This window comes from Kribbella swartbergensis (assembly GCF_054784135.1).
Genome location: NZ_BAAGPM010000014.1, coordinates 311,971 through 332,006, shown reverse-complemented (window position 1 = coordinate 332,006; position 20,036 = coordinate 311,971). Strand labels below are relative to the sequence as shown.

At 69.7% G+C, this 20,036-nt stretch carries 18 protein-coding genes; 8 read left to right on the top strand and 10 right to left on the bottom strand.

The window, feature by feature from the left end:
• Positions 1-43: 43 nt before the first annotated feature.
• Complete coding sequence (locus ACYVOK_RS08430) at positions 44-1,006, top strand: helix-turn-helix transcriptional regulator (RefSeq protein WP_460661706.1); 963 nt, start codon at positions 44-46, stop codon at positions 1,004-1,006.
• Here ACYVOK_RS08430 and ACYVOK_RS08425 read toward each other — a convergent pair.
• From ACYVOK_RS08425 to pgsA, 3 genes are read right to left on the bottom strand one after another with little or no spacing between them, the layout of a single operon-like run.
• Positions 982-2,082, bottom strand: coding sequence for a glycosyltransferase family 4 protein (locus ACYVOK_RS08425; protein ID WP_460661705.1), 1,101 nt, complete (start codon positions 2,080-2,082; stop codon positions 982-984). The two genes, ACYVOK_RS08430 and ACYVOK_RS08425, sit on opposite strands and share 25 nt — an antisense overlap.
• 10 nt (positions 2,083-2,092) lie before the next feature.
• Positions 2,093-2,962 carry a phosphatidylinositol mannoside acyltransferase gene (locus ACYVOK_RS08420; protein ID WP_460661704.1) on the bottom strand — a complete coding sequence of 290 codons (870 nt, stop codon included), beginning with the start codon at positions 2,960-2,962 and terminating at the stop codon, positions 2,093-2,095.
• A gap of 4 nt (positions 2,963-2,966) precedes the next feature.
• Positions 2,967-3,629, bottom strand: a complete 663-nt coding sequence (gene pgsA / locus ACYVOK_RS08415; protein ID WP_460661703.1) for a phosphatidylinositol phosphate synthase — start codon at positions 3,627-3,629, stop codon at positions 2,967-2,969.
• A gap of 141 nt (positions 3,630-3,770) precedes the next feature.
• Between pgsA and ACYVOK_RS08410 the strand changes: the two genes are divergently transcribed.
• Positions 3,771-4,742 carry a hypothetical protein gene (locus ACYVOK_RS08410; RefSeq protein WP_460661702.1) on the top strand — a complete coding sequence of 324 codons (972 nt, stop codon included), beginning with the start codon at positions 3,771-3,773 and terminating at the stop codon, positions 4,740-4,742.
• A 122-nt stretch (positions 4,743-4,864) separates the two neighbouring features.
• Positions 4,865-5,806 (top strand): hypothetical protein, encoded by a 942-nt coding sequence (locus ACYVOK_RS08405; protein ID WP_460661701.1) that lies wholly within the window; start codon positions 4,865-4,867, stop codon positions 5,804-5,806.
• Between the two features lie 54 nt (positions 5,807-5,860).
• On the opposite strand, the gene ACYVOK_RS08400 is transcribed toward ACYVOK_RS08405, so the two are convergent.
• Both ACYVOK_RS08400 and thrS read right to left on the bottom strand, forming a co-directional pair.
• Positions 5,861-6,361, bottom strand: coding sequence for an HIT family protein (locus tag ACYVOK_RS08400; protein ID WP_460662185.1), 501 nt, complete (start codon positions 6,359-6,361; stop codon positions 5,861-5,863).
• 110 nt (positions 6,362-6,471) lie between these two features.
• Entirely contained in the window at positions 6,472-8,493 is a 2,022-nt protein-coding gene (thrS, locus tag ACYVOK_RS08395; RefSeq protein WP_460661700.1) for a threonine--tRNA ligase, read from the bottom strand.
• A 221-nt stretch (positions 8,494-8,714) separates the two neighbouring features.
• On the opposite strand from thrS, the gene ACYVOK_RS08390 reads away from it, so the two are divergent.
• From ACYVOK_RS08390 to ACYVOK_RS08380, 3 genes are read left to right on the top strand one after another with little or no spacing between them, the layout of a single operon-like run.
• Complete coding sequence (locus ACYVOK_RS08390) at positions 8,715-9,626, top strand: ABC transporter ATP-binding protein (RefSeq protein ID WP_460661699.1); 912 nt, start codon at positions 8,715-8,717, stop codon at positions 9,624-9,626.
• Positions 9,623-10,267: a DedA family protein gene (locus ACYVOK_RS08385; RefSeq protein ID WP_460661698.1), complete on the top strand. Its 645-nt coding sequence runs from the start codon at positions 9,623-9,625 to the stop codon at positions 10,265-10,267. The genes ACYVOK_RS08390 and ACYVOK_RS08385 overlap by 4 nt, the downstream gene beginning before the upstream one ends.
• Complete coding sequence (locus ACYVOK_RS08380) at positions 10,264-11,058, top strand: ABC transporter permease (protein ID WP_460661697.1); 795 nt, start codon at positions 10,264-10,266, stop codon at positions 11,056-11,058. Before ACYVOK_RS08385 ends, ACYVOK_RS08380 begins: the two co-directional genes overlap by 4 nt.
• 53 nt (positions 11,059-11,111) lie before the next feature.
• Here the strand turns inward: ACYVOK_RS08380 and ACYVOK_RS08375 are convergent, their stop codons facing one another.
• From ACYVOK_RS08375 to ACYVOK_RS08360, 4 genes are all read right to left on the bottom strand, one after another.
• Positions 11,112-12,866 carry a MinD/ParA family ATP-binding protein gene (locus ACYVOK_RS08375; protein WP_460661696.1) on the bottom strand — a complete coding sequence of 585 codons (1,755 nt, stop codon included), beginning with the start codon at positions 12,864-12,866 and terminating at the stop codon, positions 11,112-11,114.
• A 190-nt stretch (positions 12,867-13,056) separates the two neighbouring features.
• Positions 13,057-13,722: a response regulator transcription factor gene (locus ACYVOK_RS08370; RefSeq protein ID WP_460661695.1), complete on the bottom strand. Its 666-nt coding sequence runs from the start codon at positions 13,720-13,722 to the stop codon at positions 13,057-13,059.
• Between the two features lie 4 nt (positions 13,723-13,726).
• On the bottom strand, positions 13,727-15,301 hold the full coding sequence (locus ACYVOK_RS08365) for a sensor histidine kinase (RefSeq protein WP_460661694.1): 1,575 nt from the start codon (positions 15,299-15,301) through the stop codon (positions 13,727-13,729).
• A 55-nt stretch (positions 15,302-15,356) separates the two neighbouring features.
• Positions 15,357-16,466 (bottom strand): GntR family transcriptional regulator, encoded by a 1,110-nt coding sequence (locus ACYVOK_RS08360; protein WP_460661693.1) that lies wholly within the window; start codon positions 16,464-16,466, stop codon positions 15,357-15,359.
• A gap of 61 nt (positions 16,467-16,527) precedes the next feature.
• Between ACYVOK_RS08360 and ACYVOK_RS08355 the strand changes: the two genes are divergently transcribed.
• Entirely contained in the window at positions 16,528-17,244 is a 717-nt protein-coding gene (locus ACYVOK_RS08355) for an SDR family NAD(P)-dependent oxidoreductase (RefSeq protein WP_460661692.1), read from the top strand.
• A 41-nt stretch (positions 17,245-17,285) separates the two neighbouring features.
• Positions 17,286-18,743 (top strand): ArnT family glycosyltransferase, encoded by a 1,458-nt coding sequence (locus ACYVOK_RS08350; RefSeq protein WP_460661691.1) that lies wholly within the window; start codon positions 17,286-17,288, stop codon positions 18,741-18,743.
• Positions 18,744-18,902: 159 nt separating this feature from the next.
• On the opposite strand, the gene ACYVOK_RS08345 is transcribed toward ACYVOK_RS08350, so the two are convergent.
• Complete coding sequence (locus tag ACYVOK_RS08345; RefSeq protein WP_460661690.1) at positions 18,903-19,877, bottom strand: NADPH:quinone oxidoreductase family protein; 975 nt, start codon at positions 19,875-19,877, stop codon at positions 18,903-18,905.
• Positions 19,878-20,036: the final 159 nt, after the last annotated feature.

The window sequence follows — 20,036 nt, the reverse complement described above, 5'->3', positions numbered from 1 at the left end:
ATTAGGCGAATTAGCTTCCTAATGGTCTGGCAGAGTTGTACACATGATCGAAACGTCCGCACGGCTGCTCAAGCTGCTCACTCTGTTGCAGTCACCCCGCGACTGGACCGGTGCCGAACTCGCGGAGAAGCTGCAGGTCAGTGCACGAACGGTGCGAAGCGACATCGAGCGGCTGCGCGGGCTGGGCTACCCGGTCGACGCGACCCGAGGGTCCGTGGGTGGTTACCGGCTGGGCGCCGGTGGAACGCTGCCCCCGCTGTTGCTGGACGACGACGAAGCTGTGGCAGTCGTGATCGGTCTGCGGAGGGCGGCCGGCATTGCGGGCGTCGAAGAAATGTCTCTTCGGGCGTTGACCAAGCTGGAGCAGGTGTTGCCGCCACGGCTGCGTCGTCGGGTCAACACGCTGGCGAGCTACACGGTGCAGGTGCCGCAGGATCGTGACGGACCGCAGGTTGATCCGGAGTTGCTGACGCAGTTGGCCGCGTTGTGCAGGGACCGGGAGCAGCTGCGCTTCGACTACTCGTCTCACTCAGGTGCTTCCTCTGTACGGCGGGTGGAGCCACATCGACTGGTGAACTGGGGCCGCCGGTGGTACCTGGTCGCTTTCGACCTGGAGAAGCAGGACTGGCGGACGTTCCGGGTCGACCGGGTGCAGCCGCGCATCCCGACCGGGCCGCGGTTCACTCCCCGGGAGCTGCCGGAAGGTGGGGATGTGGCCGCGTACGTGTCGCGGCGGGTGTCTGCGGCGGCCTGGCGGTGGCGGGCGTCGGTCGTCGTACACCTGCCGGCTGCCGCACTGGCAGACCGGCTCACACCTGCCGTGGGGACCGTCGAGCCGCTGGACTCGGAGACCTGCCTGCTCGAGACAGGCGCTGATTCGGTGGAGAGCCTCGCGGTGCATCTGAGTCTGCTCGACGCCGACTTCGTCGTACGCGAAGGCCCCGCGGAGCTGATGGACTACCTGGACCGACTTGCGGAGCGCTACCGCCGCGCGACCAGCTCGTAGACGGACAGGATCTCGGGAAGCAGCACCGACCAGTCATAGCGCTGTACGGCGCCCAGACCGGCACGGCGGAGCTTGTGACGCTCTTCAGGCGTACTCAACAGCCGCAGCGCGCGCGTGGTGAGCTCCTTGTGGTCACCTGGTTCGAACAACTCCCCTAGGCGCCCGCCGTCGAGCACCTGCCGGAACGCAGCCAGATCGCTCGCCAGCACCGGCGCTCCGGCGGCCATCGCCTCGAGCAGGACGATGCCGAAGCTCTCACCGCCGAGATGCGGCGCGATGTACACGTCCGACCCCGAGAGCATGTCCGCCCGGGCCCGATCGTCGACGGCGCCGAGGAACAGGACGTTGTCGCGGCAGCCCGCCGGCAGCGATCGCCGTGCCTCCTCGGCCTGACCGGCCCCGGCGACGATCACCTTCAGCCCGGGGCGCTCGGCAACCAACGCCGGAACGGCCTTCAGCAGGACCTCGAGTCCCTTGCGCGGCTCGTCCATCCGGCCGAGGAAGCTGATCGTGCCGTCGTCGCCCTGCCACTCCGGGCGCGGAACGCCGTGGAACCGGTCGACGTACAGGCCGTTGGGGATGACGACCGCCTCGCCACCGATGTGCTGCACCATCATCGACCGGGCGTTCTCCGACACCGCGATCCGGGCGTCGATCTTCTCCAGCGCCGGCCGCAGCAACCCGGCCGCGGCACTCATCGCACGCGATCTCACCTGCCAGGTGTGGAACGTCGCGACGAACGGCCCGTCGGACGACCAGAGCGCGATGATCGAGGCGCTCGGAGTGGTCGGTTCGTGCACGTGGACGACGTCGAAGCGGCCCTCGGCCAGCCAGTTCTTCACCCGGGCCGCCGTCCGCGGGCCGAAGGTCACGCGAGCGACGGAGCCGTTGTACGGGACGCCGACGGCGCGACCGGACGAGACGACGTACGGCGGGACCGCGTCGGTGTCGTCGACCGGCGCGAGCACCGAGACCTGGTGACCGACGGCCAGCAGCGCCTCGGCGAGATCGCGGACGTGGTTCTGCACCCCGCCGGGCGTGCCCAGCGAGTACGGGCACACCACACCGATCCTCACAGGACGATTCTTACTCGTCCAGGAAGATCCTCTGCAGCATGTGCCAGTCCTCGGGGTGCGCCGCGATGCCCGCGGCGAACGCGTCCGCGCAGCGCTGTGTCATCGCCGCCGCGCCGCCCTCCGGTTCGACCGCGTCGTGGAACGTGATCACCAGGTGCGGCCCGTCGTAGTGCAGGGTCGCCGGGATCAGCGGCGCACCGGTCCGCAGACTCAACGCGGCCGGCCCGGCCGGCATCCGCGACGGGCGGCCGAAGAACCTCACCGGGACACCCCGCTCCGACAGGTCCCGGTCGGCCACCAAACAGACGAAACCGCCGGCCCGCAGGCGTTCGGCCAGAACGATGGCGACGTCCTGGTCCCCACCGGTGAGCGGGAGCACGTCCATGCCGAGCTTCTTGCGGTAGGCAATGAAGCGGTCGAACAGCGACTCCGGCCGCAGCCGCTCCGCCACGGTCGTGACCGGCATCCCGGTCCGGCCCGCCCAGGCGCCGGCATGGTCGTAGTTCGCCAGGTGCGGCAGCGCGCAGATCACACCGCGGCCGGCCGCGTACGCGTCCCGCAGCAGCTTCTCGTTGACCGTCCGGACCCGGCCGACGATCTCCTGGTCGCTCAACTCCGGCAGCCGGAACGCCTCCTGCCAGTACCGCAGGTACGACCGCATCCCGGCGAGCGTGAGCGCGTCGAGTTCCGGCGCCCCCGCATCCGGGCGGACCACGGCCAGGTTTGCGCGCAGCCGCCGTACGCCGCGCCCGTTCCGCCGGAAGGCCAGGTCCGCGGCCTGCCGGAACAGCCCGCTGAGGACGCGCTCGGGGAGGCGGCGCACCAGCATCCACGCAAGGGCGAAGACCAGGTCGACAACCCGGTGCCGGACCCCGTCCATCACGTCAGTTCTTCGAGTCCGGCTCAGCCGGTGGAGTGTCCAGACCGGCGTTCGCCGGGTCGGCCAGGGCCTGCTTGCGGACCGACAGGGACCGCTGGATCACCGTGATCGTGCTCGCCACCGCGACCGCCCAGATCACGATCTTCAGCAGGATCGGCAGGTCCAGCACGTCGGAGAAGAACGCGATGACCAGGGTGAACACCAGCCGGTCCGCGCGCTCGGCCAGACCACCGCTCGCCTTCAGGCCGAGGCTCTCGGCCTTGGCCCGCGCATACGACGTGACCGCACCCATCACCAGCGCCCACAGCGTCACCGCGGCCATCAGCGTCGAGTCACCGGCGCGCGAGTTGGCGTAGTACATCACCAGGCCGCCGTAGATCGCGCCGTCGCCGATCCGGTCCAGGGTGGAGTCCAGGTACGACCCCCACTTCGACGACGTGCCCGACGTCCGGGCCATGTGGCCGTCGATCAGGTCGGAGAAGACGAAGCAGGTGATGACCACCACGCCCAGCCACAACTGGCCGCGCGGGAAGAAGATCAGCGCACCGGCGGACACCCCGAGGGTGCCCACCAGCGTGACCACGTCGGCGCTCACACCGAGCTTGAGCAGGAGGTTGGCGATCGGGGTGATCACCTTGGTCCAGAACTGCCGGAATCTGTTAAGCATGGCGACGCGATCGTAGTCGAGCCGGATCACCTTCCGGTCACACACCACCCGACCGACGACCGATCGGGCCCCCGCGCTCCTGCGCGATCACCGGTTTCGCGCGATGCTTGAGGCAGCACGGTGAGGGTTGGAGGTGCCTGCATGCGACGGAGGACCCGGCCGCTCTGCGCCGTCGCCTGTGTGGTCGCGCTCGGCCTGGCGACCTCCGGCTGCTCGATCGCCCGCCGCGCCGACGGCGCCCGCCCGCTCCCCAGCCCGTCCCCCGCGCCGGCCGTCGTACCAACCGTGATCGCCCCGCCCCAGGCCAAGGGCCTCGACGGTACGGCGGGCGCACCCGGACCACAGGTGTGTACGGCGATCGCCGGCACCCTCACCACATCCCTCCGCGTCGCCGTCACCGCCAAACCGAACTCCTGGAACGACGGCGGCCTGCCAGCGATGGACCTCTGCACGCTCCTGGTCGGAGGACGGCCGGTGACGATCGGAGTCAGCGCGCTCGCCCGCCAGTCCGACACCCTCGACCGGCTCCTCGCCGGTGCCGGTTCCCCCGAGCCCCTGACCGAACTCGGTCCGGATGCCCGGATCGCCGAGTCCCGGGTCGTCTTCCCAGTGGACGACCGAGCCGTCCGGATCACAGCGGCCGGCGGTATCGACCGCAGTACCGCTGCCGGCATCGACCGGACCAAGGCGGTGGCGATCGCGTCGGCCACTCGGGACGCCGTACCGAAGACACTTCGCAAGGCAAGGCAGTCGGATGCCGCCTGCCAGCTCTCGAACTCGGCAGCGGAGCGGTTCGTCGGAGCACACGTCCAACTGCGCCGGGACTACCGGGTGAACGGCGCCTTGACCTGCATCTGGGGCACGTACGACGCCACCGTCTCGATCGTCGAGGCCTTCGGCCAACCCGACATCCCGGAGGCGCAACGGGTGCCGCCACCCCGCCTCGCCCCGATCGGCCGGCCCGGCTACTACCTGCCCGGCGAGGGCGTGCTCGTCTTCCGGCAAGGACGCCGCGTCGTCCGCGTCAGTGGTCTGACGAACCCTGCCCGCGAGGTCTCGCTCGACACGCTGCTCGGCATCGTCGACCCGCTGCTGCCGTTGTTCCTCCGCTGACAACTTCCCGGTTCGGTCCGCATCCAACCGCCGTCGACGCACCGCGATTCGGAGAGTGATCGAACTTTCCGGTCCAGTCCGGCATCCAACGACCGACAACGCAGAAAGTGGGGGCTTCACACATGACCAACTGGACCAAATACGGCGGCTTCGTGGCTGCCGGTGTACTCGCGACGGGGCTGCTGACGACCGGCCTGGCGTCGGCACAACCGAGCACCACGACCGCGCCGAACCGGGCCGCGGCGACGTGTCAGCTGTCGGTCGGTTCGGTGACGGCCGGCGGCCATCACCGGCTGCAGACCTTCACCGCCACCGGGGCGAAGGTCGCCGACAAGATCGTTGCCAAGGACATCTACCCGGACGGGCAGGTCCGGCTGAGCGCGACGATGCGGTACGGGAAGGGCGACGTCGGCGCCGAGTCGCACAGCGGCCCGGTCATCATGGGATCGACGCTGTACGACACCGACTACCTGACGCCGTACGGCGGCGGGCCGGTGTCGCAGAAGAAGGTGACCCGGGTCGGCCCCGGGTGGGGGGTCTACCGCACCCTCGACCGCTCCACCTTCGTGACCGCGACCAAGCAGCGGGACACCGAGTACTCGCTGCACACCGACGGCACGATGTACCGCCGGAACGTCGGCTACACCAACGGCACCCCGTACCGGCAGGTCACCGGCTACCAGTCCGGCTATCGGGGGGTCAAGGCGCTCACGCTGATCAGCCAGACGTCGACGTACGACACGTTCCTCATGACGCTGACCAGTGGCAAGCTCTACACCGCGCGGCTGCCGCTCGCCGGTGGGCACATCATCCCCGGTGTCGTGAAGCAGGTCCGCGGCTCGACCTGGCAGGGATTCGAGTCGCTGGTGGCGGCGCCGTGCGGCACCGGCACGCTGCTGCTCGGCATCGACAAGGACACCGGCTCGGGCTACCTGTACTCGATGGGGCACGCGAACGGGACGGCAACGGCGATCAAGGGACTCGGTAAGGTCCCCGGCTCGTTCACCGACCCGGTGTACTTCCGGTGGGCCAACTACGCCGACCCGCACCTGGCCGGCGAGTGATCAAGCACTGATCGGATCGCCCCACCCGGCATCCCGGGTGGGGCGATCTGCCGTCTACGGCTCGCTGGGCCAGGACTTGGCCAGCAGGGCTCTGGTGTCGGGGAGCAGTTGCGGCAGCACCTTCGTGTGCGCGATGGCCGGCATGAAGTTCGTGTCGCCGGACCACCGTGGTACGACGTGCTGGTGCAGGTGGGCCGCGATACCGGCCCCCGCGATCTCGCCCTGATTCATGCCGATGTTGAAACCGTGCGCCCCTGACACCGCCCGGATCGCGTGCATCGCCTGACGGGTCAGCGTCGCGACGTCCGCCACCTCGTCCCCGGTCAGCTCGGTGTAGTCCGCGACGTGGCGGTACGGCACCACCATCAGGTGGCCGGGGTTGTACGGGTACAGGTTCAGCACAGCGTACGCCGCCGTACCCCGATGCACGATCAGCGCGTCGGCGTCCGGCAGCCCGGGCAGCCGGCAGAACGGGCACCCCGACCCGGCCTCGGCGCTGGTCGGCTTGTTCTCACCCTCGATGTAGGCCATCCGGTGCGGCGTCCACAGCCGCATGAACGGATCCGGCACCCCGACGCCGTCCTGCGGCACCACCTCGCCCGGCGCGTACGGCGAATCCGGCACCCCGCTCCGTTCGGCACCGGACGGCTGGTCGGGGGTATCGGTCATACTTGCACGCGCTTCGAGACTGCCTCGACGATCTCGGTGACCGCGTCGGCGATCGGGACACCGTTCTTCTGCGAGCCGTCCCGGTACCGGAACGACACCGACCCGGCGGACATGTCGTCGTCACCGGCGATCAGCATGTACGGCACCTTGGACTTCTGCGCGTTGCGGATCTTCTTCTGCATCCGGTCGTCGGAGGCGTCCACCTCGATCCGGATGCCTTGCGCCTTCAGCTTCGCGGCCACGTCGTACAGGTAGTCGACGTGCCCGTCGGTGACCGGGATGCCGATCACCTGGACCGGGGCCAGCCAGGGCGGGAACGCGCCGGCGTAGTGCTCGGTCAGGACCGCGACGAACCGCTCGATCGAGCCGAACAGCGCCCGGTGGATCATCACCGGCCGCTGCCGCGAACCGTCCGGCGCGGTGTACTCCAGCTCGAACCGCTCCGGCAGGTTGAAGTCCAGCTGGATCGTCGACATCTGCCAGGTCCGGCCGATCGCGTCCTTGGCCTGGACCGAGATCTTCGGGCCGTAGAACGCCGCGCCGCCCGGGTCCGGGACCAACTCGAGACCGGAGCCCTCGGCAACCTCCCGAAGCGTCTCGGTGGCCTCTTCCCAGACCTCGTCGGAGCCGACGAACTTGTCCGGGTTCTTGGTCGACAGCTCGAGGTAGAAGTCGTCCAGGCCGTAGTCGGCGAGCAGGCCGAGCACGAACGTCAGCAGGTTGCGCAACTCGTCGCGCATCTGCTCGCGGGTGCAGTAGATGTGCGCGTCGTCCTGGGTGAACCCACGGGCCCGGGTCATGCCGTGCACGACGCCCGACTTCTCCAGCCGGTAGACGGTGCCGAACTCGAACAGCCGCAGCGGCAACTCCCGGTACGACCGGCCGCGGGCCCCGAAGATCAGGTTGTGCATCGGGCAGTTCATCGGCTTCAGGTAGTAGTCCTGGCCCTGCTTGCGGAGCTGCCCGTCCGCGCCGCGCTCCTCGTCGAGGTGCATGGGCGGATACATGCCGTCGGCGTACCAGTCCAGGTGGCCGGACGTCTCGAACAGCTGCGCCTTGGTGATGTGCGGTGAGTAGACGAACTCGTAGCCGTCCTCGACGTGCCGCTGACGGGAGTAGTCCTCCATCACCTTGCGCAGCACGCCGCCCTTGGGGTGGAAGACCGCGAGGCCGGAGCCGATCTCGTCGGGGAAGCTGAACAGGTCCAGCTCGGTGCCGAGCTTGCGGTGGTCGCGCTTGGCGGCCTCCTCCAGGCGGGTCAGGTACGCCTTCAGCTCGTCCTTCGACTCCCAGGCCGTGCCGTAGATGCGCTGCAGCTGTGGGTTCTTCTCGCTGCCGCGCCAGTACGCCGCCGCGGTCCGCATCAGCTTGAAGTGGCCGAGATACCCGGTCGCGGGCACGTGCGGGCCGCGGCAGAGGTCCTTCCACGCCACCGAGTCGTCACGCCGTACGTTGTCGTAGATCGTCAGCTCGCCGCTGCCGACCTCGACCGAAGCGCCCTCGGCCGCGTCGGCCGCGGCGCCCTTGATGCCGATCAGCTCGAGCTTGTACGGCTCCGCGGCCAGCTCGGCGCGGGCATCGTCGTCGGAGACCACCCGGCGGCTGAACCGCTGCCGCTCCTTGATGATCTGCTGCATCTTCTTCTCGAGCTTGCCCAGGTCGTCCGGGGTGAACGGCGTGGGCACGTCGAAGTCGTAGTAGAACCCGTTCTCGACCGGCGGGCCGATGCCCAGCTTGGCCTCCGGGAACAGCTCCTGCACCGCCTGCGCGAGCACGTGCGCGGTCGAGTGCCGGATGATCGCGCGGCCGTCCTCCGACCCGGCCCTGACCGGCTCGATCTCGTCACCGTCGGCGACCACGCGGGACAGGTCCCGCAGTTCGCCGTTGACCCGGGCGGCGATGGCGGAGCGGTCCTGACCGAAGATCTCGGCGAACAGCTCCCCGATCGTCGTCGTCTCGGTCACACTCCGCTCAGCCTCGCCCTCGACGCCGATCAGACGGACCTTGACTTCCGACACGTTCACTCCTCGGGACAGCGTTGCGTCTCTCGGACGGCTCGCGGAACTGCGGGCCGTTCACGCACAGATGGTATCGACTCCCCGACCGCGCCCCGACGCCGTATCCACAGCCGCCGATCACCTGACGAAAGTAGGGGGTCGGACCAGTCGTCCGTCCGATGTGGCCGGGGTGCCCGGGTTCCTAGGTTCGAGTCAACTACTCGTAGCAGGAGGGGCCCGGCGTGATAACGCTCGAAGGACTCAGCAAGAGGTACGGCGACACGGTCGCGGTGGACTCACTCGACCTCACCGTCGCGCCCGGCCGGGTGACCGGCTTCCTCGGCCCGAACGGCGCGGGCAAGTCGACCACCATGCGGATGATCCTCGGACTCGACACCCCGACCGAGGGCAGCGCACTGATCGACGGCCGCCCGTACGCCGCCTGGCCCCGGCCACTGACCAAGGTCGGCGCCCTGCTCGACGCCAAGGCCCTGCATCCGCGCCGGAGTGCCCGCAACCACCTGGTCGCGATGGCGCAGAGCAACGGCCTCCCGGTCAGCCGGGTCGACGAGGTGCTGTCGGTCGTGGGGCTGGACTCGGTCACCCGGAAACGGGCCGGCCAGTTCTCGCTCGGCATGGGCCAGCGACTCGGCATCGCCGGCGCCCTGCTCGGCGACCCGGAGGTGCTGATGTTCGACGAGCCGGTGAACGGCCTCGACCCGGACGGCGTCCGCTGGGTCCGCCGGCTGATGCGCTCACTCGCGGCCGAGGGCCGGACCGTGTTCGTCTCCAGCCACCTGATGAGCGAGATGCAGCTGACCGCCGACCAACTCGTGGTGATCGGCCGAGGCCGGCTGATCGCCGATGCCCCGGTCGCCGAGGTGATCGCGGGCTCGTCCCGTACGACGGTCGTCGTCCGCGTGCCGGATCGCCACGATCGCGTCGTACTGCGGGATCGGCTCGCCGGCGAGGCGGACCGGGTGGAGTCGGCGGACGACCGGTTGATCGTGACCGGCGTACAGGTCGAGCGGGTGGGTGACCTGGCGCACGAACTGGGTGTGCGGTTGCACGAGCTCCACACCGAGCACGCCTCGCTGGAAGAGGCCTACATGGAGCTCACCGCCGACAGCGTTCAGTACGGCGTCGCGTCATGAGTGAAGCGATTCTGCACCTTACCGAGCAGCTGATGTCGTCGTGGTGGATCTATGTGGCGCTGTGGGGGTTCGCAGCGCTGGACGGGTTCTTCCCGGCCATCCCGAGCGAGACGCTGGTCGTCACGGCCGGAGTGTTTGCAGCCACCGGCGAGCCCAAGCTGTGGGGCGTCGTGGTCGTTGCAGCCGCAGGCGCCTTCGTCGGTGACCACGTCTCGTACGCACTGGGCCGTGGGGCCGGTGGACGGCTTCTGGACCGGTTGCAACCAGGGACGAAGCGCCACGCCATGAGCTTGTGGGCGCGGCGAACACTGGCCGAGCGAGGCGGACTGGTCCTGGTAGTCGCCCGCTACATCCCGGGCGGCCGGACCGCTGTCACGCTGACGATGGGGTCGGTGCGCTACCCGCTCCGGAAGTTCTCCTTCTTCGCCGGGCTCGCGGCGATCAGCTGGGGCCTGTACTGCGCCCTGGTCGGCTACATCGGCGGCAAGGCGTTCGAGGACAACCCGCTGAAGGGTGTCGTCCTCGGTATCGGTCTCGCCCTCACGGTGACGGTGATCGTCGAGATCGTCCGTCACCACCTCCGCAAGCGTCAGGCTCGAGCTGAGGTCGAGCCGGTACTGGTCGAAACAGGTGGAAAATGACGACGGCAACCAACACGCTCAGGTCGAGGTCGCGGCTGGCTGACGCGGCACGATCCGAGTGGACCAAGCTCTGGACCGTCCGGTCCAGCTGGCTGAACATCGTGTCCGCGGTAGGGCTGACCGCGCTGCTGGGCGTCCAGTTCGGCTTCAGCACTGCGTACGACAACACCCACCCCGAGCCGGGACGGGTCGTCGGGCCACAGGCGGTGGGCGGGTACGGCATCTCGGCCGTCCTGATCCTGCAGGTGATCGTCGCCGCGTTCGCGTTGCTGGCAGTCACGTCGGAGTACGCGACCGGCAGCATCCGCTCGACGATCCAGTGGACTCCCGTACGGCGGAACGTCGTACTGGCCAAGGCGGTCGTCCTGGCGCCCGTGCTGTTCGTCTACGGGCTGGTGCTGGCGGCGATCGCTGCTGTCGCAGGAGGCCTGGCCGCGGGCTCCTGGGCCGACTGGACTGCCCGTCCGCTGCTGACGGACCTGCTCTCGGTCGCCTTCTATTTGACTGCGGCCGGGTTGTTCTCGGCGGGCATCGCGTGGGTCGTCCGCAGTACAGCAGGGACTCTGACCGCAGCGTTCCTGTTGCTGATGGTGCTGCCGCTGATGCTCGGGCAGAGCGGCCTCCGACCGCTCGTCTGGGTCGCCGCCCTTCTCCCGGGAGGCGCGGGCCAGAACTTCCTGAGCCGCTCCACCGACCCGCTCTCCCCCACGCTGAGCGTCGTCGTCCTGCTCGCCTGGACCACGGCCGCCCTGATCCTGGGCACCCGAGTGCTGAGCCACCGAGACGCGTAGAAAGACGAAGTCGCCCAGGCCCTGCGTGGGCCTGGGCGACTTCGACGTGCTGACTAGCGCGGGACGTTGAGGGCGATGGTGATCTGCTCGGACACCTTGGCCGCCAGCTCCAGGGCGGCCCGGCGGGTGGCCGGCTGCAGCGCCGAGTGGTCGAGCGGCCCCTCGGCCGCGATGTGCGGGTCCGTGGGGATGTCGACCACGGCGGCCGCCCGGGAGTCGAAGTACGGCCGGAGCTGCTTCTCGACCTCCTTGTTCACGTCGCCCGGACCGTTGGAGACCGCGATCACCGCGCGGCGGATCAGCCGCTGCGCCTCCGGGCCCTGGTTGTCCAGCTCCTCGAGCATCTGCACGGCGGCCGCGCAGGACAGGCTCTTCCACTTGATCGGGATGACCAGGGCGTCGGCCGCCTTCATCGCCTCACGCCAGTTGCTGGAGCCCTCGTTGTTCCCGGTGTCGATCACCAGGACCTTGTAGAACCGGCTGAGCAGCCGGTGGATCTGGTCGAAGTCCTTCGCCTCGATCTGCGCGTACGTCGTGGTCGCGGACGTCAGTACGTCGTACTGCCCGGCGACCTGGTGACGCAGGTAGGCCGCGACGTCGCCGAGCCGGGCGTCCGGCTGGGTCAGCATCGGCATCGCCTGCAGCATGTCCGTGACCGTGGACCGGCTGTTCGTGTCGTGCGTCCGCAGATGCATGTTGCCGCGCAGCTCATTGTTGTCCCAGGCGACGACACCGCCGCCGCGGGCCTGACCGAGCGCACCGGCCAGCAGCAGCGTGGTCGGCGTCTTGCCGGAGCCGCCCTTGGGGTTGGCGACCACGATCGTCACCGGCCGCCGGAACGCGGTCGCCGCGGTCGCCCGCGCGATCCGCTCCGCCCGCTCGGCGCTACCGGGACGCAGCCGCAGCACACTGCGCACACCGCGCTCCGCCGGAGCCTCCCGCGGCAGCGGCAACGCCTGGATCAGCTCGTCGGTCCGGTACGACACCTCACGCTGCTGCGGGGGGTGCTGGCCGGGAATGCCCTGTGGGAAGAACTGCTGGGCAGCCGGAGACAGCTGCTGACCGCCCGGAGCCGGGCTGCTGGGCACCTGACCGCTGCCGGAGCCGTGGAAGGAGGAGCCGCCGAACACCGGCGCACCCGACGGCACACCCTCGGCCGTGCCGCTCGCACCACCGGCCACACGGGCGCTGCCTGCAGCGCCCGCCAAACCGGCTCCCGCCACACCGGGGCCGCCCGCGCCGCCCGCGAGACCAGCACCCGTCACACCGGCGCCGCCTGAAACGCCCGCCACGCCGACACCCGTCACGCCGGAGCCGCCTGCGCCTGCTGTATCCGCCACGTCAGAGCCCCTGGCCCCCGCCGTACCGGAGCTCGCGGCGCCTGCTGTGCCCGTGCTGCCGGCGCCGTGCTTGCCCGCAGGGTGGTCATCACCGGCGCCGGGCTCACCAGCCGGCTTGTCGGCCTCGTCGAACTCGTCCGGCTCACTCGCCGGCTGTGTCCACGAGGCGCCCGGATCGGCCACCGGCTGCGTCCAGGACGGGCCAGCCTGCGAATGGGCGGGCGGCTGGGACTGAGGCTGAGCCCAGGGCGCCGGCTGGGCGGCGGGCCGGGACCAGGAGTCGCCCGGGAAGTCCGCGGACAGCGCGTCCGGCTGCTCCTCGGCGTTCTCGGCCGGTTCGGGGTCGCGGGCGGGCACCGGGTTCGGGTCCGGCTGGGTCCAGGAGGGAGTCGGTTGCCACATTCTCCGGACCTCGGCCGCCGCCGCTTCCCGGTCCTTGTGCTGTCCGGAGTTGTGCGAGTCGGTCACGACCTGGATCCCCGATTCTGTGAGAGGGGGCCGGTGGCCCCAGAGCTTGCTGGATCGGTTCCGGAGGTGAGGTCTCCGGGGAAGGTCCACTATCCCATGACCGGGTGTCCACACGGTGTCACCACCCGGAGCGTCGTACCACCACCTGACCACCGATGCCGGACCCGGGGGCACGGGTGTCAGCAACAGGTCAGCCGGCGACCAGACCGGCTTCGTAGGCGACGATCGCGGCCTGGACCCGGTTCCTCACGCCCAGCCGGAGCAGGATGGCGCTGACATACGCCTTGACCGTGCCCTCGACCAGGAACAGACGCCGGGCGATCTCGGCGTTGGACAGACCCGCGCCGACCAGGCCGAGGACCTCCAGTTCGCGCGGGCTCAGGACGGTGACCTGCTCCTTCGCGGCCGCGGCCCGGGCCATCGCGCCGCCGCCGGATCCCGCGCCCAGTTCGGCGATCACCCGCTTCGCGACCCGCGGGGACAGGTAGGCGGCACCTTCCGCGACTGCTTTCAGGCCGGCGATCAGTTCGCGCGGATCGCCGGACTTGAGCAGGAACCCGCTCGCGCCGTCGCCGAGCGCGCGGGCGATGTACGCGTCCTCGGAGAACGTCGTCAGGATGACCACCGCCGTCTCGGGCATCGTGCGCCTGATCTCCGCACCGGCGGCCAGCCCGTCCATCCGCGGCATCCGGATGTCCAGCACGGCCACGTCCGGGCGATGCCGGCGGACCGCTTCCACCGCCTCGATGCCGTCGGCCGCCTCGGCGACGACCTCGATCTCGTCGTCGGTCCCGAGGATCGCCCGTACGCCGGCCCGCACCATGGCCTCGTCGTCGGCCAGCAGAACCCTGATCACGCGGTCATCCTGTCGTCTCGGCGGTCGGGGGCACGGAACCACTCTGCACGATCGCCTTCGCCACCAGGACGCCGTCGGCGAAGCAGAGCCGGTAGGCATAGGTGATGGAGAACGGCGCGTCCGGGCGGTAGTAGCGGCAGGTCCACCCCGCGGGAGGTGTGTAACCCTCGCCCGGCGGGTCGATCATCTGCATCGCGGGCAGCACCTTCTCCACCTCGTCTTCCGGCTGCCCGACGCTCAGGCCGTCGTACTCACCGGGCTTCAGGATCGAGCTGTAACCGGCGATCAGGTAGTAGCCGAGGGCAACCACGCCGATCACCGCGCCGAGGATCAGCGGTGCGGCGAAGACCGTGATCAGTCCGCGCCGCACACTGCGACGTACCGTGGCACGTTCCGCGGCCGCCGCGGAGACCGGCTGCTCCTCCGGCTCGGGCCGGCCACCCGCCCGCGGCATCGTCGCCACGACCTCGAACCCGCCCTTGCTCGGTCCGGCGGTCAGCGTCCCACCCACGAGCCGGACCCGCTCACGCAATCCTTCAAGACCGCGACCCGACGACGGGACCGACGACGGGACCGGCCGCACGGCTCCGGTGTCGGCGACGCGCACGCGTACGTCGTCCTCACCCATCGTCACGGTGACGGTCACGGACGCGCCGGGCGCGTGCTTGCTCGCATTGGTCAGCGACTCCTGTACGACGCGATGCACGGCCCGATCCACCATCGGCGACAGCTCGGCGTCACCCTCCTGGACGAGTCGCACCGAGAGCCCGGAGGCGGCGGCCCGGTCGACCAGCGAGGCCACGGTCTCGTCGCGCGGGACCAGCGGGGCATCGGTGTCCCGCAGTACGCCGATGATGTCGCCGAGCCGGTCGGTCGCCGTACCCGCCATCTCCCGCAGTTCGGACGCGGCGCGACGATGTTTCTCCGGCAGCGAAGGATCGAGCTCGAGCGCCGCGGCCCGTAGCGCGATCAGACTCAGCTCGTGGCCGACCGAGTCGTGCATGTCCTGAGCGATCCGCGAACGTTCCCGGAGTCGCTCCTGGTCGATCGCCATCCGCTGCTCGCGTTCGATCCGCTCCGCCCGGTCCCAGCCCGCGGACACGAGGAGCGCCTGCTGAGCCCGGTAGCGCCCGACCAGCCATGGCAACACGACCAGCAGCAACGCGAGCAGCAGCATCCCCAGCCAGGTCAGCACCGCCTCCGTCGCCTGCTCCTCCCGACGCACGATCAGGCTGAGCAGGAGCATCCCGATCAGCGACCAGCTGCACACCAGGACGAAGTGCTTGAGCTGTGTCTCCCGCCGCCCGGCCAGATAGGCCAGCAGGGTGATGGCCGGGACCAGGGCGATCTGCACGCCGTTCGTCGTACCGAGGGCGAGGGCGAGGATCACGATCTGCGCCCAGGCCACCACCGTGAAGGCGAGCAAAGGTCGCGCCCGGCGGAGGAAGACCCCAACGAACAGAACGGCGAAGCAGGCGCCCTGCAGCCAGTACGGATCGTTGCGGGCGCCACTCTCCGCGAGCACGAGGGAACACAGCCCGGCCCACAGGCCGACGTCTCCCACGCGTCGCCAGGTCATGCTCAGACGCTACACAGTCGCGCCGACGGCGCCGTACTGCCGAAAGTCAGGTTCCTCAGTTGCCTTCCGCATCGACGAGCTCGAACGGCACCAGCGTCAGGTTCGGCACCGACTCACCGCGCAGCTGAGCCATCAGCAGGTCGACCGCGCGCCGGCCCATCTCCCGCTGGTTCTGCCGGACATGCAGGTACGGCGGCCCGCCGATCGAGTCGCCCGGGGAGTCGAAGCAGGCGACCAGCAGCTCACCGTCCAGTGCCCGGTCGACCATCCGGGCCAGGTTGTACTCACAGGCGATGTACGCCGTCACGTCCGGCACCCGCTCGCGGAAGGCCCGGATGACGTCGATGTCCGCCCGGATGCTCTCCGGCGTGGTCGAGCCGGGCAGAGTGCTCCGCAGCTCGGTCAGCTCGTACGCCTGGCCGCGGCCCTTGAAGGCGGACCGGAATCCCTCCAGCCGTTCTTCGATCGACGAGGTGTTGACCGGCGGCGGCGAGACGAACGCGATGCGCCGATGCCCGCGGTCGAGGAGCCGGGTCGTCAACGCCCGCGACGCCGCCACGTTGTCCGTGTGCACGGCTGCGACCGGGATGCCCGACAGGTGCCGGTCGACCAGGACCACCGGATAGCCGTCCAGCACCTGACGCAGCAGGCTCGCGTTGTAGAAGTCGCCGTGCACCGGGAAGACGATCAGTCCGTCCACCTCGCCGGTCGCGACCAGGGAGTCCACGGCCTTCTCCTCGTCGGACTGCCGGCCGTGCGTCCGCCGTACCACGAGGTGAGCGCCGTACTCGGCACATCGCTCCTCGATCGCGTTGAGCAGATCCAGGCCGTACGCCTCGGACATGTCCGGTACGACGAACGCCACCGAACGGGCCTCGTGCCTCGGCCGGGACACCCGGCCCTTGAGCGGGACGGTGACACCGGTAAGGTCGGGCAGGTTCCGCACCACGAACGTGCCCCGGCCGCGGATCCGCTCGACCAGACCGGCCTCGCGCAGCACCTCGAGCGCCCGCTTGGAGGTGATCCGGCTGACCTCGAACTGGGTCGCGAGCTCCATCTCGGACGGCACCCGGTCGCCCGGCCGCAGCGCGCCGCGGCGGATCTGCTCCAGCACGTGTGTGCTGAGCTGCTCGTAGAGCAGGCCGGTTCGTTGTCCGGTTGACATACCAACATCATGTCGCATTGTCGGTGGGCAGTGGCACCGTGGGTTCCGGAGGTGGTCATGGATGCGGATCGACGGGAAACGGGCAGTCGTCACCGGGGCAGCGGTCGGCATCGGGCGCGCCGTCGCCCAACGGCTGGCGACCGAAGGCGCCGAAGTGGTCGTCGCGGACATCGACGTGGCCGGCGGGCGGGAGACGTGCGACGCGATCGGCGCCGCCGCGCGCTTCGTCGAGGTCGACCTGCGGGACGACGACGCGGTCGCGGACCTGATGGCATGTCAACCGCAGATCCTGGTCAACAACGCGGGCGGCGGCCCGTCGCTGCGGCCGTGCTTTCCAGAGGCGTCGGTCGAGCGTTGGTCGGCGTCGCTGGCACTGAATCTCCGGGCACCGATGCTGACCACGCAGCTCGCGCTGGAGGCGATGCGCGAGGCCGGCGGTGGGGCGGTCGTCAACGTGGGCTCGACGGCTGGAGTGGGATTCGGGCCGCATATTTCGCCGGAGTACAGCGCCGCGAAGGCGGGACTGATCCGGCTGACGGCGACACTGGCTCCGCTCGCTCACAGCCACGGCGTGCGAGTGAACTGCGTGGTGCCTGACTGGGTGGCGACGGAACGCGGTCTTCGGGAACAGGCCGAGTTGCCCGCCGACGAGCGCGGCCCGGAACTCGTTCCGCTCTCGCTGCTGACCGATGCGGTGGTCCGGTTCGTCGAGGACGAGACGCTGGCCGGCCGCGTCCTGCTGCTCGACCGCGCGGAGCGGCCGTTCTTCCTCAACTGAACCGCTGGTTCTGGCCCTGTCCGCCTGCCAGCATTCCGTCCATGACCGCCACGCGTCCGCCGGTGCCCGCATTCGCCACCGTTCCCGTCTTCGCGGTCGCTGCGGTCGTGGCCGCCGTACTCACTGCCCTGTCCGGGCGGTACGGGTACCACCGGGACGAGCTCTACTTCGTGGTGGCCGGTCAGAAGCTGGCCTGGGGGTACGTCGACCAGCCGCCGCTCACCCCACTGCTGGCTCGGGTCTCCTCGGAGGTGTTCGGCGACACCCCTGCAGGCCTGCGGGTCATAGCGACGATGGCGTGCGCGGTCACGATCGTTGTAGTCGCGTTGATCGCGCGGGAGTTCGGCAGCGAGCGGCGCGGGCAGGTGCTGGCTGCGGTGTGTGCGGCTGTGTCCGGGTTCGTCCTCGGTGTCGGGCACATGGTGTCGACGGCCACGTTCGACCTGCTGGCATGGATGCTGATCTGTCTGTTCGCGGTGAAGCTGCTGCGGACTGGTGACGGTCGCTGGTGGTTGGCGCTCGGTCTCACGGCCGGTGTGGCTTTGGAGAACAAGTACCTGGTCGTCCTGCCTGTCGGCGCGTTGTTGCTAGCGCTGCTGATCGTGGGGCCGCGTGGAGTCCTGCGTTCCTGGTGGCTGCCGGCCGGTCTGGTGGTGGCTGGGCTCGTAGCGTTACCCAACGTGCTGTGGCAGTTCCAGCACGACTGGCCGCAGCTCACAGTGGCTGGTGGCATCAGCGAGGACGACGGCACCGAGAACCGAATCATGTTCGTCCCGCTGCAGGTACTGCAACTCTCGCCGTTCCTGGTCCCCGTCTGGGTGCTCGGCTTCCGGCGGCTGTGGCGAATGCCGTGGGCGCGGGCCGTGGCGTTGGCGTATCCCCTGCTGTGCGTCGTCGTGCTGGCTGTCGGCGGGAAGTCGTACTACGCCTTGCCGTTGCTGCTCGTCCTGGTCGCGGCCGGTGCAGAGCGGGTGCTGTCGTGGTCTCGTGGGGTTGTGGCTGTCGGTCTGGCGCTGACGGCTGTGACGTCCGCCGTCTTCACCTTGCCGGTGTTGCCGGTGTCGGCGGTCGACTTCGTCATCCCGGTCAACAAGGAGCAGGGTGAGCAGATCGGCTGGCCCGGTTTCGCTGCTGCTGTCGCCGACCAGTGGAACCGCATACCGGCGGAGCAACGCTCGTCGGCCACGATCTTCACCGGCAACTACGGCGAGGCCGGTGCCCTGCGCCGCTACGGGCCTGAGCTCGGGCTGCCGCCGGCGTACTCGGGCCACATGAGCTTCGCGGACTGGGAACGTCCCGCGGACACCCAGAACGGTCCGGTGCTCCTGGTCGAAATGGAACGCAGTCCGGCGTACGAGGCCCACTTCCGCGGCTGCGAACAGGTCGGCACGATCGACAACGTCGTCGCCAACGACGAGGACGGCGCCGCCATCGTCCGCTGCGACTCCCCCGCAGAGCCGTGGTCAATCCTGTGGCCGAAGCTCAGGCGCTACTACTAGGGTTCCCGGATGGCGCGGACGGCGTACCCCTCACCGACCTGAGCTGGTACGCCGCCGTTGCCTTATGCAACCAGTAGTCGGCCGAGGCTCCACGGTCCGCCGCCGCTCCCATCCCACCTTCGCCATCGAAGACCTGGGGCTTCGGGTGGCGCAGTCCGGCTAGGGCTTCAGTGCGATCTTTCCGACGGTCGCGCGTGCCTCCAGCTCTGCCAGGGCCTTCGGGCCGTCGGCCAGGTCGTACACCGTCGGCTCGCCGGGCGGGTACACGCCGATCTCGATCAGCCTGCCCAACTCCTCGTGGAGTTCGGCGAACGTCTCCGGCGCATGCTCGGCCAGCAGGCCGATGTGCAGCCCGATCACGTGCACCTGGTGCTTGAAGTTCAACTCCCAGTTGCTGACTGACGCCTCCCCACCCGCGACGCCGAACACGACCACCTTCCCCGTCACCGGTTTCGCGACCTGAAGGCTCTTGCGGAACGTCTCGCCACCAACGGACTCCAGTACGACGTCCACACCCTTGCCGTCGGTCAGCCGCCGTACCGCGTCGGTGATGTCCTCGGTCCGGTAGTCGACCACGTGATCGGCGCCGAGCCGCCGTACCACCTCGTGCTTCTCGGACGACGCCGTTCCGATCACGGTCGCCCCGTAATGCTTCGCGAGCCGCACCGCCGCCTGTCCCACCGCCCCGGCTGCCGCGTGGACCAGCACGGTCTGGCCGGCTTTGAGCTGTCCCAGAGGCCTGAGCGCGGCCAACGCAGTCGCCCAGTTCAGCACCAACCCGAGTGCCTGCTCGTCCCGCCAACCCTCCGGCACCCGAGCGAGGTTGGCTGCCGCCATCACCATGTACTCCGCAAACGCCCCTGGGCCGGTCCCGATCACCCGGGTCCCCACGAGCGCGGGATCCACCTCGGCGCCCACGGCAACCACTTCACCCGCCGCCTCGAAACCCGCCACGTAAGGCGCTTGAGGCCCACCGTCGTACGTCCCCCGGGTCTGCATCACGTCCGCAAAATTGACCCCCGCGGCCCCGACCTTCACCAACACCTCCCCCACCCCGGGCGCCGGCACCGCCACCCCGTCCCGCACCGACAGCCCTCGCGGCCCTACCAACTCCTCCAGCACCAACGCCCGCACAACTCACCCCTAATTCGACGCCGATCGTAGTTCGACGATGATCGTATCGACACGTCGCGGGCTCATCCCGGCATCCGCCCAGCAATACACCCACCAACCCGCACCAACCCCAGTCGGCGGCCGCGGGCAACTAACGTCGGACGGCTGGCCGCGTCAAGC

What these genes read in the sequence shown, in the direction of transcription:
- ACYVOK_RS08420 (WP_460661704.1), bottom strand. Translation starts at nt 2,962, where the DNA reads ATGGACGGGGTCCGGCACCGGGTTGTCGACCTGGTCTTCGCCCTTGCG.
- ACYVOK_RS08360 (WP_460661693.1), bottom strand. Translation starts at nt 16,466, where the DNA reads ATGTCAACCGGACAACGAACCGGCCTGCTCTACGAGCAGCTCAGCACA.
- ACYVOK_RS08430 (WP_460661706.1), top strand. Translation starts at nt 44, where the DNA reads ATGATCGAAACGTCCGCACGGCTGCTCAAGCTGCTCACTCTGTTGCAG.
- ACYVOK_RS08380 (WP_460661697.1), top strand. Translation starts at nt 10,264, where the DNA reads ATGACGACGGCAACCAACACGCTCAGGTCGAGGTCGCGGCTGGCTGAC.
- ACYVOK_RS08350 (WP_460661691.1), top strand. Translation starts at nt 17,286, where the DNA reads ATGACCGCCACGCGTCCGCCGGTGCCCGCATTCGCCACCGTTCCCGTC.
- ACYVOK_RS08400 (WP_460662185.1), bottom strand. Translation starts at nt 6,361, where the DNA reads ATGCGGCTGTGGACGCCGCACCGGATGGCCTACATCGAGGGTGAGAAC.
- ACYVOK_RS08405 (WP_460661701.1), top strand. Translation starts at nt 4,865, where the DNA reads ATGACCAACTGGACCAAATACGGCGGCTTCGTGGCTGCCGGTGTACTC.
- ACYVOK_RS08385 (WP_460661698.1), top strand. Translation starts at nt 9,623, where the DNA reads ATGAGTGAAGCGATTCTGCACCTTACCGAGCAGCTGATGTCGTCGTGG.
- ACYVOK_RS08355 (WP_460661692.1), top strand. Translation starts at nt 16,528, where the DNA reads ATGCGGATCGACGGGAAACGGGCAGTCGTCACCGGGGCAGCGGTCGGC.
- pgsA (WP_460661703.1), bottom strand. Translation starts at nt 3,629, where the DNA reads ATGCTTAACAGATTCCGGCAGTTCTGGACCAAGGTGATCACCCCGATC.
- ACYVOK_RS08410 (WP_460661702.1), top strand. Translation starts at nt 3,771, where the DNA reads ATGCGACGGAGGACCCGGCCGCTCTGCGCCGTCGCCTGTGTGGTCGCG.
- ACYVOK_RS08365 (WP_460661694.1), bottom strand. Translation starts at nt 15,301, where the DNA reads ATGACCTGGCGACGCGTGGGAGACGTCGGCCTGTGGGCCGGGCTGTGT.